The 16,193-nt window shown below is 64.5% G+C and carries 14 protein-coding genes and 1 pseudogene; 8 read left to right on the top strand and 7 right to left on the bottom strand.

Annotated elements, in window-relative coordinates; translation table 11 throughout:
- Positions 1-32: 32 nt before the first annotated feature.
- From IAE34_RS21385 to IAE34_RS21370, 4 genes are all read right to left on the bottom strand, one after another.
- Entirely contained in the window at positions 33-2,735 is a 2,703-nt protein-coding gene (locus IAE34_RS21385; RefSeq protein ID WP_200140949.1) for a M16 family metallopeptidase, read from the bottom strand.
- A 132-nt stretch (positions 2,736-2,867) separates the two neighbouring features.
- Positions 2,868-3,500, bottom strand: a complete 633-nt coding sequence (gene rsmD / locus IAE34_RS21380; protein WP_200140948.1) for a 16S rRNA (guanine(966)-N(2))-methyltransferase RsmD — start codon at positions 3,498-3,500, stop codon at positions 2,868-2,870.
- On the bottom strand, positions 3,500-4,999 hold the full coding sequence (locus IAE34_RS21375) for a M16 family metallopeptidase (protein ID WP_200140947.1): 1,500 nt from the start codon (positions 4,997-4,999) through the stop codon (positions 3,500-3,502). Before IAE34_RS21375 ends, rsmD begins: the two co-directional genes overlap by 1 nt.
- A complete protein-coding gene (locus IAE34_RS21370) occupies positions 4,992-6,347 on the bottom strand; it encodes a M16 family metallopeptidase (protein WP_200140946.1) in 1,356 nt (451 codons plus the stop codon). The genes IAE34_RS21375 and IAE34_RS21370 overlap by 8 nt, the downstream gene beginning before the upstream one ends.
- A gap of 230 nt (positions 6,348-6,577) precedes the next feature.
- Between IAE34_RS21370 and ftsY the strand changes: the two genes are divergently transcribed.
- The 4 genes from ftsY to rpoH all read left to right on the top strand — a co-directional run bounded on the left by ftsY (position 6,578) and on the right by rpoH (position 10,737).
- On the top strand, positions 6,578-8,083 hold the full coding sequence (ftsY, locus tag IAE34_RS21365) for a signal recognition particle-docking protein FtsY (protein ID WP_200140945.1): 1,506 nt from the start codon (positions 6,578-6,580) through the stop codon (positions 8,081-8,083).
- The gene (gene ftsE / locus IAE34_RS21360) at positions 8,080-8,751 is read left to right on the top strand and encodes a cell division ATP-binding protein FtsE (RefSeq protein ID WP_200140944.1); all 672 of its coding nucleotides are present in this window, start codon (positions 8,080-8,082) and stop codon (positions 8,749-8,751) included. Before ftsY ends, ftsE begins: the two co-directional genes overlap by 4 nt.
- A complete protein-coding gene (ftsX, locus tag IAE34_RS21355) occupies positions 8,748-9,773 on the top strand; it encodes a permease-like cell division protein FtsX (protein WP_200140943.1) in 1,026 nt (341 codons plus the stop codon). Before ftsE ends, ftsX begins: the two co-directional genes overlap by 4 nt.
- A gap of 109 nt (positions 9,774-9,882) precedes the next feature.
- Positions 9,883-10,737 (top strand): RNA polymerase sigma factor RpoH, encoded by an 855-nt coding sequence (rpoH, locus tag IAE34_RS21350; RefSeq protein ID WP_200140942.1) that lies wholly within the window; start codon positions 9,883-9,885, stop codon positions 10,735-10,737.
- 83 nt (positions 10,738-10,820) lie between these two features.
- Here the strand turns inward: rpoH and mtgA are convergent, their stop codons facing one another.
- Positions 10,821-11,531 (bottom strand): monofunctional biosynthetic peptidoglycan transglycosylase, encoded by a 711-nt coding sequence (gene mtgA / locus IAE34_RS21345; RefSeq protein ID WP_200140941.1) that lies wholly within the window; start codon positions 11,529-11,531, stop codon positions 10,821-10,823.
- Positions 11,532-11,595: 64 nt separating this feature from the next.
- On the opposite strand from mtgA, the gene IAE34_RS21340 reads away from it, so the two are divergent.
- The 4 genes from IAE34_RS21340 to trmB all read left to right on the top strand — a co-directional run bounded on the left by IAE34_RS21340 (position 11,596) and on the right by trmB (position 13,848).
- Positions 11,596-11,967, top strand: a complete 372-nt coding sequence (locus tag IAE34_RS21340) for a DUF423 domain-containing protein (protein ID WP_200140940.1) — start codon at positions 11,596-11,598, stop codon at positions 11,965-11,967.
- Between the two features lie 101 nt (positions 11,968-12,068).
- Positions 12,069-12,269 carry a sulfur carrier protein ThiS gene (thiS, locus tag IAE34_RS21335; RefSeq protein ID WP_200140939.1) on the top strand — a complete coding sequence of 67 codons (201 nt, stop codon included), beginning with the start codon at positions 12,069-12,071 and terminating at the stop codon, positions 12,267-12,269.
- A gap of 52 nt (positions 12,270-12,321) precedes the next feature.
- The gene (locus IAE34_RS21330; protein ID WP_200140938.1) at positions 12,322-13,116 is read left to right on the top strand and encodes a thiazole synthase; all 795 of its coding nucleotides are present in this window, start codon (positions 12,322-12,324) and stop codon (positions 13,114-13,116) included.
- Positions 13,117-13,125: 9 nt separating this feature from the next.
- Positions 13,126-13,848: a tRNA (guanosine(46)-N7)-methyltransferase TrmB gene (gene trmB, locus IAE34_RS21325; protein ID WP_200140937.1), complete on the top strand. Its 723-nt coding sequence runs from the start codon at positions 13,126-13,128 to the stop codon at positions 13,846-13,848.
- Between the two features lie 614 nt (positions 13,849-14,462).
- Here trmB and IAE34_RS21320 read toward each other — a convergent pair.
- Positions 14,463-15,665, bottom strand: coding sequence for a DUF6708 domain-containing protein (locus IAE34_RS21320; protein ID WP_200140936.1), 1,203 nt, complete (start codon positions 15,663-15,665; stop codon positions 14,463-14,465).
- Positions 15,665-16,193 (bottom strand): annotated as a pseudogene (locus IAE34_RS21315) (hypothetical protein); the annotation flags it as partial. The gene IAE34_RS21320 and the pseudogene IAE34_RS21315, both read right to left, overlap by 1 nt.

Genomic DNA, 16,193 nt, shown 5'->3' with positions numbered 1-16,193 from the left:
GAGTGCCACGAATCACCGCCGCGAGGGCGCCACTAGCGACTGGCGGCGGTCGGCGTCGGCAGAGGCTGTTGTGCGACCTTGGGACCCAGGCAGAGCGTCACGCAGCGCTGGGCCTCGAGGGCCTGCCGAGCCACCGCCTGCACTTGTTCGGCACCGACCTGGGCGAATCGAGCGGCAGAATCGGTGCCTCGGGCCGGGTTGCGTCCCAGCCATGTGGCGAGTTGCTCGTCATCGGCCTGACGGCGCAGCATCGCCCCCACCAGCTGATTGCGAGCCAGGTCCAGCTCCGCAGCACCAGGACCTTGCTCGATGAAGCAGCCCAGTATCAGCCGGACCAGGGCCAACGACGCTTCCCGGTACTGCGGTTCGATGTCCCAGGCGATGGTCAACACGGTCGCGGCCTGGTAGTGGTGAAGGCTACTGCGAATGCCATAGGTCAGACCGCGCCGTTGACGCAGTTCGCCTATCAGCCGGGACTGGAAACTCCCGCCCAGCAGTTGATTGACCATCAGCAGCGCCGGATAGCGCGGGTCGTCGCTGGCGATTTCAACGGCATAGGTCAGGGTGACCGTGACGTTGGTGCCTTCCGCCTGACCGGCGGCCGTCTCGAAATGCAGGTCGATCGGCCGACCCAGCGGTATCGCGCGCGGTGCGTTGGCGAGGACCTCAGAAGAGGCAGCCAGGGCTTGCTCGACGGCCATGGCCAGGGCTTGCGCCTGATCGGCCGGCAGGTCCGCCACCAGGGTGATATGCAGATTCCCGGCGCTGTAGGCGCGCTGATGGAACGCGATCAGCTGCTCACGTGCCAGTGTCGCGAGGCTGTCGCGGGTGCCATGGGCATCCTGGGTATACGGATGAGGCGCATAGAGGCTGCGCAGGGTTTCGACGTTGAGGCGGTTCTGCGCCTTGGCTTCGCGGCGTGCCAGGTAGTTGAGCACCCGGGTGCGCATGCGCTCGAGCGCAGCGGCCTCGAAGCTGGGACGCGCGGCGAGCGCTGTCAGCAGCGCGATCGCCGCCTCGCGCAGCTCAGGCTGGGCAGGGCCGCGCAGGCGCAGCAGGGCGTAGTCGTGGTCGATGCTGCGACTGAAGGTCATGCCCAGGGCGTTCATCCGCGCCGCCACCTGGGCAGCGTCCAGTTCATCGCAGCCCTGGTCGAGCAGGTACAGGGTCAGGGCGGCCAGGCCCGGGGTCTCGCCATCCTGGCAGGCGCCGGCATTGAACCGCAGTTGCAGGTCGAACACCGGGGCCCCCTCGCTGGCCACGAAGCAGAGGCTGCTGCCCGAGGCCGACCGCCACTGCAGCACCGGGCGACCGGTGCTGCTCAGCTCAGTGTGCTCCAGGCCTTGCGCGGCAGACAGGCCGGACAGGTCCACCGCCTCGGCAGCACCGCCCAGGTCGGCGCAGGTGAGCACCGGCGCCACCACCACTGGGGTCGGCGGAGCCTGCAAATGGGTGACGGTCAGCCGCTCCCGAGTCAGGTAGGTGGCGATGGCGTGCTGGATATCGTCCTGGGTCAGCGACGCCAGAATGTGCAGGTTCTCCTTCAGGCGGTCCGGACCCACACCGCTGATGACGCTCCAGCCCATCGCATCGGCCTGGCCGGTTAGGCTGCTCCAGGCTGCCGCATGCTGGGCCAGCAGGTGGAATTTGGCGTCTTCGATCTGGCGGACGTCGACAGGCGTGCGGCCCAGCTCGGCGATCACTTCCCAGGCGGCCTCGCTCGCGGCTGCAGGCGTATGGCCGGGCGCGACGAAGCTGGCGAAGTTGATCAGGGAGTCGCCACGCAACTGGTAATCGTAGGACGGGTCTACCCCGGTCAGCACCGGACGGCTGCGCACCAGGCGGTCATGCAGGCGCGACGAAGCGCCTCGACCCAGCAGCTCGGCGACGATCCTCAAGGCATGGACCTGGGTGGGCGATGCCGACGTGGCCAGGCTCGGCACGTTGAAGGCCATCAGCAAGCCGTCCCGAAGCCCAGGCAGGGTCACGATCTGGCTGCGTTCGAGCAGCGCTGCCGGGTGCCGCGGCACGTGTGCAGGTGCCAAGGGCACGGCCTCGGCCGCCGCGAAATGACGCTCGACCCACGCCTGCAACTGTTCCGGCTGCACATCACCGACCACCACCAGGGTGGCGTTGTTGGGTGCGTAGCGGTTGCGGTACCAGGTCCGCAGGCTGACCAGGCTCATGCCGTCGAGGTCGTCCGGTTGGCCGTAGCTGGGCGTCGCGTAGGGGCTGCTGCCGTGGGCGAGTCGATAGTGGCGTTCGACGGCTTGTTGAACCGGACGATTGTCGATCTTCAGCCGCCGCTCGTCGCGCACGGCACTGCGTGCCGTTTCGAAAGCCTCTTCGCTCAGGCGCGCATGGCTCAAGGTGTCGGCCAGTATTTCCAAGGCCACTTCCAGACGCGACGCTGGCAAAACCATCTTGTACACCGTGGCATCCTGCAGGGTCTGCGCGCTGCTGCTGCCACCGAGCCAGTCGATGATGCGCAGGTATTGCCCGGCCGCGAGCTTGGCGCTGCCTTCGAACACCATGTGCTCCAGAACATGGGAGAGGTTGGTGTGGCCTGCGGCTTCATGACTGGAGCCGACGTGGTAGATCATCTGCAGGCACACCAGGGGGCTGCGCTTGTCCTGTTGCAGGTGCACGGTGAAGCCGTTGGACAAGGAGAAGCGCTGCGGGGGCGGATCTGCCGAGGGAATCAGGTCGGTGAGGGTGACGTTGGCTGCATGCATGATCGAGCGGCTCCGCGGCTTGAGGGAGCGCAGCAGCTTCGATCAGCGTGCAGGGGGTGTGGCGTTAGCTATGTCTTGGCCTTCGCCAGGCCTGGCGATTCAGGCGCCATTGCCGTGTGCGACGCGTGGCGATCACGCCTGGGGCGCCGGTGCTGGTGTCTCGTCCGGTGCCGCGTCGCGTTGCCACAGCGCGTAGTGTACCTGGCCGGTCTTCTTCTCGCGGTGCAGGCGCCAGTTGCCAGGCATCGGCAGGCTGGACGGGGCAGCTTCGCTTTCGGTGTAGACCCAGGCCTGATCGTGTAGCCACTGCTGGCTTTCCAGCAGCTCGCATACCTGCCTCAGCAGGTCCTTGTGAAAAGGCGGGTCGAGGAACACCAGGTCGAACCGCTGCTTTGCCGGAGCGCCGAGGTAGCGCAGGGCATCGGTCTGCAGGATCTGCCCGCGCGGGCAGCGCAGCACTTCCAGGTTGTGCTTGAGGTTGGCGACGGCGGCCGGGTTGCTGTCCAGTGCGACGGCGTCGGCTGCGCCGCGCGAGAGTGCTTCGAGCACCAGTGCACCGCTGCCGGTGAAGGCATCCAGCACCCGGGCGCCCTCGATGAAGGGCGCCAGCCAGTTGAACAGGGTTTCGCGCACGCGGTCGGGCGTTGGACGCAGGCCTTCGCCCTCGGGCACTGCCAGCCGGCGGCTGCGCCATTCCCCGGCGATGATACGCAGCTGCCCAGCCCCTTTGCTGGGGCCTTGGGCAGGATTGGACGGTCTGGCCATCAGTGCTCCGGTACCCCGAGCGGTTGCTCGGAGGGTTTGTCTGTGGGCGGTGGCAGAGGCTTCTGCGGCACGCTCGGCCCTGCGGTGACGATCACCAGCTTGTCTGCCGAGAGATGCTTGTTCATGGCGGCCTTGACCTGCTCGACCGTCAGCGCCTGGGATTGCTGCACGAAGTCTTCGAGCCAGGTCAGCGGCAGGTTGTAGAAGCCGATGGCGCCCAGTTGACCGACGATGCTGGCGTTGCTCGCGTTGGACAGCGGGAAACTGCCGGCCAGCTCGCGCTTGGCATCGTCCAGTTCCTGCTGGGTCGGGCCGTTCTTCAGGTAGTCGGTAAGAATGTCGCGCACCAGCTGCAGGGTCCCTTCGCTGAGTTCGGCGCGGGTCTGCAGGTTGATCATGAACGGACCGCGCACCTGCATCGGGGTGAAGTTCGAATAGACGCCGTAGGTCAGGCCGCGTTTTTCGCGCACTTCGCTCATCAGCCGGGTGCCGAAGGCGCCACCGCCGAGAATCTGGTTGCCCAGCGACAGCGCTGGCCAGTCCGGATCCTGGCGGGTGATGCCCAGTTCGGCGAGCATCAGGTGGGTCTGCTTGGACGGGAAGTCGATGTGCGTGACGCCGGCCTTGGGCTCGGTCGGCTCAGCCGGGCTGGGCAGTGCCGGCCCCTTGGGCAGCGCGGCAGACACCTGTGCCGCGATGGCCTCGGCCTGGCTGCGGTCGAGGTCGCCGACCAGGGCGATCACCGCGTTGCCGGCCGCGTAGGCCTTGGCATGGAAGGCGCGCAACTGTGCCTGGGTGATGCCCGGGATGCTCTTGGCAGTGCCGTCGCTGGGGTGCGCGTAGGGGTGCTCGCCATACAGGCTGGCGAACAAGGCCTTGCCAGCCAGCTTGGCCGGGTTCTGCTTGTCGTACTCGAGCCCGGCCAGCAGCTGGTTCTTGATGCGCTTGAGCGAGTCCTTGGGGAAGCTGGGCTTGCCCACCACCTCGGCGAACAGCTTGAGCGCCGGGTCGCGTTTGTCGGCCGTGCTCAGGCTGCGCAGCGAGGCCACGGCCATGTCGCGGTACGAACCATTGCCGAAATCGGCGCCCAGTCCTTCGAAGCCCTGGGCGATGGCGGTGACGTCCTTGCCGGCCACGCCTTCGTTGAGCATGGCGTTGGTCAGCGTCGCCAGGCCCGCTACCGAGCCATCCTGGCTGCTGCCAGCGGCGAAGGTCACGCGCAGGTCGAACATCGGCAGCTCGCGCGCTTCGACGAACAGCACCCGGGCGCCTTCGGCGGTGGTCCACTGCTGGATGTTCAGCTCGCGCCGGCTGGGCGCCTTGCCGTCGAGTTCGGCCAGCGATTGCAGGGTGTTGGCCGGGCGCGCGGCGCTGCGGTCGACCTGCCCGGCGGCCTCATCGGCCTGTGCCGGGTTGGCCAGCAGCAGGGCCAGGGCCAGTGCCGAGGCGAATGCTGCGACACCGGGCAGGAAATGACGTGGGGCGCGACGGTCAGTCATGAGCGGACTCCTCGGGCAGGACATGGGCAACGCTCAGGCGTTCGCGGGTGAAATAGGTGCGTGCAGCCTCCTGGATGTCCTGGGGGGTAACGCGCTTGAGGTCGTCCAGTTCGCTGTCGATCAGCTTCCATGACAGGCCGACCGTTTCCAGTTGCCCGATGGTACTGGCCTGGTTACTGATCGAGTCGCGGTCGTAGACCAGCCCGGCGATGACCTGGGCACGCACGCGCTCGAGCTCCTCGGCGGTGGGCGGGGTGCGCTTGAGTTCGTCGAGCAGTTGCCAGACGCCTTTCTCGACGTCGGCCAGGGTCTTGTGCTTCTGCACGTTGGGCGTGGCGGAAATCAGGAACAGGCTGTCGCCCCGGGTGAAGGCGTTGTAGTTGCTGCCGGCACCGGAGACCAGCTCCTGGCCGCGCTCCAGCCGTGCTGGCATGCGGGCGCTGTAGCCGCCGTCGAGTAGGGCCGAGATCAGGCGCAGGGCCTGGGCGCTGCGTGGATCCTTGGCGGTGGCCACGCTCGGTACGTTGAACCCGTAGATCAGGCTGGGCAACTGGGTGCGTACATGCAGGGTGAGCTGGCGCTGGCCGGGCTCGGCGAGCTCCAGTGGCAGCTTGGCCGGCGGCACGGCACGCTTGGGAATGGCGGCGAAGTACTTCTGCGCCAGGGCCTTGACCTCGTCGACGGTGACGTCGCCGACCACCACCAGGGTGGCGTTGTTCGGCGCGTACCAGGACTCGTACCAGTGGCGCAGCTCCTCGACCTTCATGCGCTCCAGGTCGGCCATCCAGCCGATGGTCGGGGTGTGGTAGCCGCTGGCCGGGTAGGCCATGGCACGGAACAGCTCGAACGCCTTGGCGCTGGGCTGATCGTCGGTGCGCAGGCGGCGTTCTTCCTTGATCACCTCGATTTCGCGGCTGAACTCGTCGGCCGGCAGGCGCAGGCTGGACAGGCGGTCGGCCTCCAGCTCCAGGGCCACGGGCAGGCGGTCGCGGGCCAGCACCTGGTAGTAGGCGGTGTAGTCGTCGCTGGTGAAGGCGTTCTCTTCGGCCCCCAGGTCGCGCAGGATGCGCGAAGCCTCGCCGGGCCCGACCTTGGCGCTGCCCTTGAACATCATGTGCTCCAGGGCGTGGGACAGGCCGGTCTGGCCCGGGGTCTCGTAGCTGGAGCCGACCTTGTACCAGATCTGCGACACCACGACCGGGGCGCGGTGGTCTTCACGGACCACGACCTTCAGGCCGTTGTCGAGGATGAATTCATGGGTGGGTTGGATGTCGGCAGCCAGGGCCGCCAGGGGCAGGCAGAGGGTGCCGAGCAACAGGCCAGCGGCGCGGCGGGCGAAAGCGATCATACGATGGATAACCTGTACGGCGGCCTGCGGGACTTAGCGTCGACGGGCCAGGAGGTGCTAGGATACTGATCCGGTTGCCTGGCGACCATGCCTGTCGCCGTTCTGGCCCACAGGACACCAAGACAAAACGTTGCGCGTGAACCAGCCGCCTGCATGAGAGTCTGTTCTGCGTAGAAAGAATTCCAGATGCCCGACGATGGTGCATCGCCACCCTGAGATAGCCGTCTTCCATGTTTGGTTCCAACGACGACAAGAAAGCGCCGGCCGAGTCCGGTGAGAAGAAAGGCCTGTTCGGCTGGTTTCGCAAGAAGCCGCAGCAACCTGCGGCCGAGCAGCCGGCGACGCCACCCGAGCCGGTCGAAGCCCCGCTAGCGCCGTCTCCGACCGCCGATGTCGAGGCGCCTGCCGTCCAGGAGGTGGTCGAGGTACCGCTGGCGCCCTCGCCGGCGCCCATTGCGGTCGAGGAAGTCCGCCATGAGGCGCTCGGCCCGCAGCCATCGGTGACCGAAGCGCCGGTGAGCAACCTCGTGCTGCCGGTCGCCGAGGAACCCGTGGCGCTGGTGCCCGACCTCGAACCCAGCGCGCCGCCACCCATCCCCGAGCGTCCAGTCCTCGATCCGGAGCCGGTCGCCGCCGTCGTGCAGCCTGTCGTCGCCGAACCCCAACCCGAACCCGAACCGGTCATCCGGCAGCCCGAGGTGGCGCCTGTCGTTGCCGCCGTCCCGGCCACGCCGGTTCCCGCTGTGCTCGAGCCAGAGCCGGAGCCTACGGTGGCCGCGCCCGCGCCCGCCCTTGAGCAGAACAGGCCGGGCTTCTTCGCCCGCCTCAAGCAGGGCCTGTCCAAGACCAGCGCCAGCATTGGCGAGGGCATGGCCAGCCTGTTCCTGGGCCGGAAAGTCATCGACGACGACCTGCTCGACGAAATCGAGACGCGCCTGCTCACGGCCGACGTGGGCGTCGAGGCCACCACGCTGATCGTGCAGAACCTCACCCAGAAGGTGGCGCGCAAGCAGCTGGCCGATGCCGATGCTCTGTACAAGTCGTTGCAGGATGAGCTTGCCGCGCTGCTGCGCCCGGTGGAGCAGCCGCTGAAGATCGAGTCCCAGGGCAAGCCGTATGTGATCCTGGTGGTCGGCGTCAATGGCGCCGGCAAGACCACCACCATCGGCAAGCTGGCCAAGAAGCTGCAGCTTGAAGGCAAGAAGGTCATGCTGGCGGCGGGCGATACCTTCCGCGCCGCGGCGGTGGAGCAGTTGCAGGTGTGGGGCGAGCGCAACCAGATTCCGGTGATCGCCCAGCACACTGGCGCCGATTCCGCGTCGGTGATCTTCGACGCCGTGCAGGCCGCCAAGGCCCGCGGTGCCGACGTGCTGATCGCCGACACGGCTGGTCGTCTGCACACCAAGGACAACCTCATGGAAGAGCTGAAGAAGGTTCGCCGGGTCATCGGCAAGCTCGACGCCGAGGCTCCCCATGAAGTGCTGCTGGTGCTGGACGCCGGAACCGGGCAGAACGCCATCAGCCAGGCCAAGTACTTCAACCAGAGCGTCGAGCTCACCGGCCTGGCCCTGACCAAGCTCGATGGCACCGCCAAGGGCGGGGTGATCTTCGCCCTGGCCAAGCAGTTCAGCCTGCCGATCCGCTTCATCGGTGTCGGCGAAGGCATCGACGATCTGCGCACTTTCGAGGCCGAACCCTTCGTCAAGGCCCTGTTTGCCGAGCGTGAGCACCCATGATCCGATTCGAGCAGGTCGCCAAGCGCTACCCCAATGGCCATGTCGGCCTGCATGAGCTGAGTTTCCGGGCGCGCCGGGGCGAATTCCTGTTCGTCACCGGCCACTCCGGCGCCGGCAAGAGCACCTTGCTGCGCCTGTTGCTGGCCATGGAGCGGCCCACCAGCGGCAAGCTGCTGCTGGCCGGTCAGGACCTGGGTCAGATCAGCAACGCGCAGATCCCCTTCCTGCGCCGGCAGATCGGCGTGGTGTTCCAGAATCACCAACTGTTGTTCGACCGTACCGTGTTCAACAACATCGCCCTGCCGCTACAGATCCTCGGGCTGTCCAAGGCCGAGATCACCAAGCGGGTGGACTCTGCGCTGGAGCGGGTGTCGCTGTCGGACAAGGGCGAGCTGTTCCCCGCGGACCTTTCCACCGGCCAGCAGCAGCGGGTCGGCATCGCCCGCGCCATCGTCCATCAGCCGGCCCTGCTGCTGGCCGACGAACCCACCGGTAACCTCGACCCGCGGCTGGCGGCCGAGATCATGGGCGTGTTCGAGGACATCAACCGGCTGGGCACCACCGTGCTGATCGCCAGCCATGACCTGGCGCTGATCGCGCGCATGCGCCACCGCATGCTCACCCTGCAACGCGGACGACTGATCGGTGACGGGGAGGCCGGACAATGAGCAACACGCGTACACCCAAGGTCTCCGAGCGCGTCGCGCCCAAGGCGGCGGATCCGAAGCCCGACAAGAAGCGCGGCGCCCAGGATGACGACGGCCCGGACATGCGCACCCTGCTGCACGCCTGGCTGGAAAGCCACCGCGCGAGCCTGGCCGACAGCTTGCGTCGCCTGGGCAAGCAGCCGATCGGCAGCTTCTTCACCTGCCTGGTGATGGCGGTGGCGCTGAGCATGCCGATGGGCCTGTCCTTGCTGCTCAAGAACGTCGAGAAGCTGGGCGGCTCGTGGCAGCGCGCCGCGCAGATTTCGCTCTACCTCAAGCTCGATGCCGGCAGCAAGGAAGGCGAAGCCCTGCGCGAGCAGATCAAGGCCATGCCAGGCGTGGCCGAGGCCACCTTCGTCAGTCGCGAGCAGGCGCTGCAGGAATTCCAGCAGCAATCGGGGCTCGGCGAGGCGCTGCGCGAGCTGCCGGACAACCCCCTGCCAGGAGTGGTGGTGGTGACCCCCACCGAGGTCGACAAACCGGCGCTCGAGGCCCTGCGCCAACGCCTGTCGGAGTTGCCGCGGGTCGAGGTGGCGCAACTGGATCTGCTCTGGGTCGAGCGGCTGGCCGCGATCCTCAAGCTGGGCGACCGCTTCGTCTTCGGCCTGGCGGTCATGTTGATTTCCGCGCTGCTGCTGGTGATCGGCAACACCATTCGCCTGCACATCGAGAATCGTCGGATCGAGATCGAGGTCATCAAGCTGGTGGGCGGTACCGACAGCTACGTGCGCCGGCCTTTCCTGTACATGGGCGCCTTGTACGGGCTGGGCGCGGGCGTGCTGGCCTGGGGTATCCTGGCATTCGGCCTGAACTGGCTCAACGACGCGGTGGTCGGCCTGTCCGGCCTGTACGGCAGCGACTTCGCCCTGGGTGGGGTGCCGCCTTCCGATGGTCTGTCGCTCTTGATCGGAGCGGTGCTCTTGGGGTATATCGGTGCTTGGATTGCGGTCGCTCGCCACCTGAACGAGCTCGCACCGCGATAATGCTTTCGTGCCAGCATTGACTTTTTTCATCCAGGAACTTGTCTCGTGGTTCCGGGTCTATGTTGGCAGTGCCCACAAGGCACGAGTCCAGTGAGTCGGAGGTACTTTAATGACCACTTCGTTGCAGCCTGCCTATGCCCTGGTTCCCGGTGCAAACCTGGAAGCCTACGTGCACACGGTCAACAGCATCCCGCTGCTGACGGTCGAGCAGGAGCGTGAACTGGCCGAGCGTCTCTACTATGAGCAGGATCTCGAGGCCGCTCGGCAGATGGTGATGGCCCACCTGCGTTTCGTCGTCCATATCGCGCGTAGCTACGCAGGCTACGGCCTGGCCCAGGCCGACCTGATCCAGGAAGGCAACGTCGGCCTGATGAAAGCGGTCAAGCGCTTCAATCCGGAGATGGGCGTGCGCCTGGTGTCGTTCGCCGTGCACTGGATCAAGGCTGAAATCCACGAATTCATCCTGCGCAACTGGCGCATCGTCAAAGTGGCTACCACCAAAGCCCAGCGCAAGCTGTTCTTCAACCTGCGCAGCCAGAAAAAGCGCTTGGCCTGGTTGAACAACGATGAAGTGCACCGTGTGGCCGAGAGCCTGGGTGTCGAACCGCGTGAAGTGCGGGAAATGGAGAGTCGTCTGAGCGGTCACGACATGGCCTTCGACCCGGCAGCCGATGCCGACGACGACAGCGCGTTCCATTCGCCAGCGCATTACCTGGAAGACCACCGTTACGACCCGGCCATGCAGCTGGAAGACGCCGATTGGAGCGACAACGCCAACAGCAACCTGCACGAAGCGCTCAATGGTCTGGACGAGCGTAGCCGCGACATTCTTTACCAGCGCTGGTTGGCCGAAGAAAAAGCTACCCTGCACGAGCTGGCCGAGAAGTACAGCGTGTCGGCCGAGCGTATTCGCCAGCTGGAAAAGAACGCGATGAGCAAGGTCAAGGCGCTCATCACGGTCTGATCCGCTTCGCGCCATCGAGCCATCAAGGAAAACCGCCTGCTCCGTTCGGACCGGGCGGTTTTTCGTTGCGCCGGATCAGGTGCTCATAGCCTGGCGCCGCCCTGCAATTGCATCAGGTAGCTAGGCCCGCCCAGTTGGCTCATCTGCCGCTGAATCCAGCTGGCGCGGCCGGCCACATAGGCGCTGGGGTGGCTGGCGCTCCATTTCAGCGGGCTGGGCAAGACGGCAGCGAGCTGACTGGCCTGCTGGCGACTGAGGCGGCTGGCATCCACGCCGAAGTGATGGCGCGCCGCAGCCTGGGCGCCGAAGATGCCCGGCCCCCACTCGGCGCTGTTGAGGTACACCTCGAGGATCCGCTCCTTGGGCCACAGCAATTCCATGAGCGCCGTGAACCACGCCTCCAGCCCTTTGCGCAACCAACTGCGGCCTGACCACAGGAACAGGTTCTTGGCCACCTGCTGGGTCAGTGTACTGGCGCCACGCAGGTTGCCACCGTTCTCGTTATGCACCAGCGCGGCCTGGATGGCCGGGATGTCGAAGCCCCAATGGCTGGCGAAATGCTGATCTTCTCCTGCGACCACCGCGACCTTGAGTTGGTCGGAGATCTGGTCCCAGGATACCCAGTCGCGTTGCAGGTCGATCGGTTCGCCATCGATCCACGACTGCACCTTGCGTTCGACCATCAAGGCCGTGCCGGGCGGTGGCACCCAGCGCAGCAGCAGCACCAGCACGACGCTGCCTGCGGCGAACCAGAGCAGGGCACGGGCGAGGCGGCGGATAAGGGATGACAGCATGTCGATAGCTTGGCCGGACCGTTGGAACCGGCCATTATACAGACCCCTTTCAAGGAGTTGTCCCATGCTTCGCAGCTTCCTGATGCTCGCGGCGTTCTTCGGCTTCACCGGCGTCGCTCTGGGTGCGTTCGCCGCCCATGGCCTGAAAGCTCGCCTGAGCGCCGACTACCTGGCGATCTTCCACACCGGGGTCATCTACCAGTTGGTGCACGCCCTGGCGATCCTGGCAGTGGCGGTGCTCTGCGTGCACCTGCCCGGACGCCTGGTCGGATGGGCCGGTGGTCTGTTCGCCGCGGGCATCGTGTTGTTCTCCGGCAGCCTGTACGCCCTGACCCTCAGTGGCCTGGGAAAGCTGGGCATCATCACGCCGATCGGCGGGGTCTGTTTCCTCGCCGGCTGGGTCTGCCTGGGGCTCACGGCCTGGCGTCTGGGCTGACCGGCGCAGCGCCCGCACGATCGAAGGCGCCAGCCGGCCTTGGGTTGCAGGGCGGATCGGCGCTAGAATGCGGGCCCCAATGAACGATGGTGGCCGTGCGCATGCACATTCAACTCAACGGCGAACCCTACGAACTGCCGGCTGGCGAGAGCGTGGCGGCCCTGCTGGGTCGTCTCGAGATGGTCGGGCGCCGGGTGGCGGTGGAACTGAACCAGGAGATCGTGCCGCGCAGCCAGCACGACAGCACCCTGCTCGGCGAGGGTGACCAGGTCGAAGTGGTCCACGCCATCGGTGGCGGCTGACGGCTAGGGAGTGCCCACCCGCCGGTCCCGTAATTTCTGCAGAGGAAACACGATGAGCAACGTTCGCAACGACAAGCCTTTCACCCTGGCCGGGCGCACGTTCCAGTCGCGCCTGCTGGTCGGTACCGGCAAGTACCGCGACATGGACGAGACCCGCCAGGCCATCGAGGCCTCCGGCGCGCAGATCGTCACGGTCGCCGTGCGCCGCACCAACCTCGGCCAGAATCCGGGTGAGCCGAACCTGCTCGACGTACTGCCGCCTGACCGCTACACCATCCTGCCGAACACCGCAGGCTGCTACGACGCCATCGAGGCCGTGCGCACCTGCCGCCTGGCCCGCGAGCTGCTCGACGGCCACAACCTGGTGAAGCTGGAAGTGCTGGCCGACCAGAAGACCCTGTTCCCCAACGTCATCGAAACCCTCAAGGCCGCCGAAGTGCTGGTCAAGGACGGGTTCGACGTGATGGTCTACACCAGCGACGACCCGATCATCGCGCGTCAGCTGGCCGAAGCCGGCTGTATCGCAGTGATGCCACTCGCGGGCCTGATCGGCACCGGCCTGGGGATCTGCAACCCCTACAACCTGCAGATCATCCTCGAGGAATCCAAGGTCCCGGTGCTGGTCGACGCCGGCGTGGGCACGGCATCCGACGCTACCATCGCCATGGAGATGGGCTGCGAGGCCGTGCTGATGAACTCGGCCATCGCCCACGCCCAGCAACCGGTACTGATGGCCGAAGCCATGAAGCACGCCATCGTCGCCGGACGCATGGCTTACCTGGCCGGTCGCATGCCGAAGAAACTCTACGCCAGCGCCTCTTCGCCGCTGGATGGTCTGATCAAGTAAGAGCCCCTGATGACTGAATCGCAAGAAACGCCGATCCCTGCCGGCGGCGAAGACCGCCCGCACCGCCGCATCAAGAGTTTCGTGATGCGTGCTGGCCGCATGACCGAAGGCCAGCAGCGCGGTCTGGAGCAGGGTGGCCCGCTGTTCATCCTGCCACTGGCCGACAGCCCGGTGGATTACGACCAGGTGTTCGGCCGCTCGGCGCCGCGCACCCTGGAAATCGGCTTCGGCATGGGCCACTCGTTGCTGGAAATGGCGGCGGCGTCGCCGGAGCTGGATTTCATTGGCGTCGAAGTGCACCGTCCGGGAGTCGGCGCCCTGCTCAATGGCGTGCTCACCCAGGGCCTGAAGAATCTGCGGGTCTACGACTGCGACGCCATCGAAGTGCTCAACCGCTGTGTGGCCGATGCCAGCCTGGACCGGCTGATGCTGTTCTTCCCTGACCCCTGGCACAAGGCGCGGCACCACAAGCGGCGCATCGTCCAGCCGGAATTCGCCGAGCTGGTACGGCGCAAACTCAAGGTCGGCGGTGTGTTCCACATGGCCACCGATTGGGAACCCTATGCCGAGCACATGCTCGAGGTGATGAACGTGGCCGCCGGTTATCGCAACCAGTCGGCGGACGGCACCTACATGCCGCGCCCGGACGAACGCCCGGTGACCAAGTTCGAACGCCGCGGCGAGCGGCTCGGGCACGGAGTCTGGGACCTGAAGTTCGAGAAGCTGGATTGAGTCGGTGAACGACGCCCTGCATAGGGTGTTTTTTGGTTCTAAACGGATTGCCAGGAAAGGGGGTGTCGATCGTCATGACGCCGCCTTCATCAGGTGGTTGGTACTCTCCAACTGCCTTGTGTACATTGCGCCAGCGCTCTGCGCTCATGTTGCCCCTGTCAGTGCCCCTTCAGACGCTTGGCGAATCGTTTCAATGCCTGTATCGCATTTTTGTCAGTCAGGTGTAAGCACTGCTGCCAAGCTAATCGCCAGCCCCGGCAGTGGTAGGTGAATAAAGCGCTTTGAGCCCTGCCTTCATCAGATAGCCCGTCATCAGCGATTGGTTATCCGCCAGCAGATCCTGCAGGCATACCTGCTGATCTTCTCGCTTGAAGTTCTCCGAATTACACAGCAGCGTCAGCTATCAGGGCTGCCTGACCATTCTGCGGGTGGGTTGTAATCGCACAGGCGATTGACCTCGTCGACCCTCAGTCGGTCAATCACTGCTTGCCCATGTCAGCAGGGCGAGGCTGCTGGAGAGTACGATGGCGCCGCTCGTCCCGTTCAGACGATTACGTTGTAGGCCCCGAGAGTGGGCGTGCCCGAAGTCATTCGTCCCCACCCTGCAGGGGCATTCATGTTCCTGGCCGGCCAGCAAGATGGGTGTCACAGGGGACTTCCTTCTCCGGGGCCGAGGTTTGTACTTCGTTCTTTCGCCGTCGGGTAGAGATGCGTTTCTTTCTCTCAGGGCGCTTGCCTGGGCGAGCCTCCCAGAGGTATGCGTTTTCGCGTAACCGCTCCTGAATGTGCAACGGGTGGTCGTCGATGGTAGTGAGTGCGGGGAGGGGTTTTCCGGGCAGGCCTGCTTCGCGGATGATCTTGGGCCAGCGTGGTTTCCAGCACAGCATGAGGCTCAGCCAGTGCCCGGTTCCTATGATGAGAAAGGCGGGGGAGATCAAGATCAGGCCAACCTTGGTAATTCGAGAAGATCTGCGAAAGTAGTGGGTCAGCCCTTCGAATTGAGGCGTGAAGGCTTGCCAAGGCCAGGGAAAGTGGGAAGTGATGTGAGGGCGCGGTAGACCCTCGGGTCCCTCATCCATGAATCGGCGGATGAACTCCCATTCGGCTTGCATCTCTGTGAAGTTGTTGACGGACTTGCCTACGTAGACGAGTTCAGGATGAAGTCTGCCGGTGAATGAGGGCGGCCACATGAGATCCAAAGGAAGACCCAAGCTACCAGCCGCGGCGTATTTTTTATCCGAGCCACTGCACGTGACGCCATGCCAAGGAAGAGTGACGATGCCGCCACAATATTTTGGCCGATGCAGGTAAACTTGTTGGGTGGTACGGTTGAAGCGTACCAGCAAATGACGGGATGTAAACATCTCAAATCGCGTGAAGCGCAGTCCGAATTTCAAGTAAATCCATAATGTACCTACGCCCATGGTGAGAAAAAATAAGACTGAATAAATTCGCTCGCCATAGGGCTCGCCTTGATAGTCTTGGTGGAGAGAAATTAAGATTCTTATGGATCTGGCGGCGATGTACATATCGCTCATTATCATGAATATTATCGCAAGAGACAGTATGCTGATCAGTCCCCGCTTAGCCTCCCACATGCCACAACGCATTTCCAATACGTTTTCGTTGTAGATATAGACTGGGCCACGGCTTTTTGGTGTGTTGCTGGCTGATTTCTTAGCGGCCTCAATCAGTTCTTGGTCATCACTTTCATAAATGACTTTTCTTCTGGATTTCTTGTGTTGCTTTTCAAAAGCATCGCGTTCTTCTTTAGGGTCAGTGTAGGCAAGCCATGCAAGCCACTCAGCGAGATACATTACATGACCTCACCGATTGCACCGAATAATTTTTCGAGTTCTTCTGCATCTGATGCGTAACCTGGGTGAGATTTTTGAAAGCGAAAGCAGCATTTGCTGCACCATGCTTCTAGCGCGTCTTCATCGAGAATGAGTAAAGTAATACTACTGGCGAGCACGATGGCACCTCCAATCCAGCTCAAGCGACTAAGCCAAAGCATGGCAGCCCTATTTGCCGCCAATCGTGCAGATAATTCCGAGAAGGTAGTACTGATGGCACGTGCACGTATGTCGGTGACGCTAACCGACAGCCAGTGAAAAAGTGCGCTAGCCTGTGAAAACGCTGTTCCCCCTTGCCCCAGCAACAGGGCAATGGTAGATACCGCTCTTACCCTGTAGGCTGATGCTATTAACGTTTTGGATCTCTCATCTCTATCTTTTGCATCGGAGATGTCCCACACGATACTGACAATCCCCCCCACCGCCGCCAACCCCGCCCCCCTGACCGGGCAGCCATCACTTGTAGCGATGGATGTTGGACAACTGCTT

Source organism: Pseudomonas sp. S30 (genome assembly GCF_016518545.1).
Taxonomy (GTDB): Bacteria; Pseudomonadota; Gammaproteobacteria; order Pseudomonadales; family Pseudomonadaceae; genus Aquipseudomonas.
Note: the sequence above shows the minus strand (reverse complement) of the source record. Positions and strands in the feature narration are given on the sequence as shown.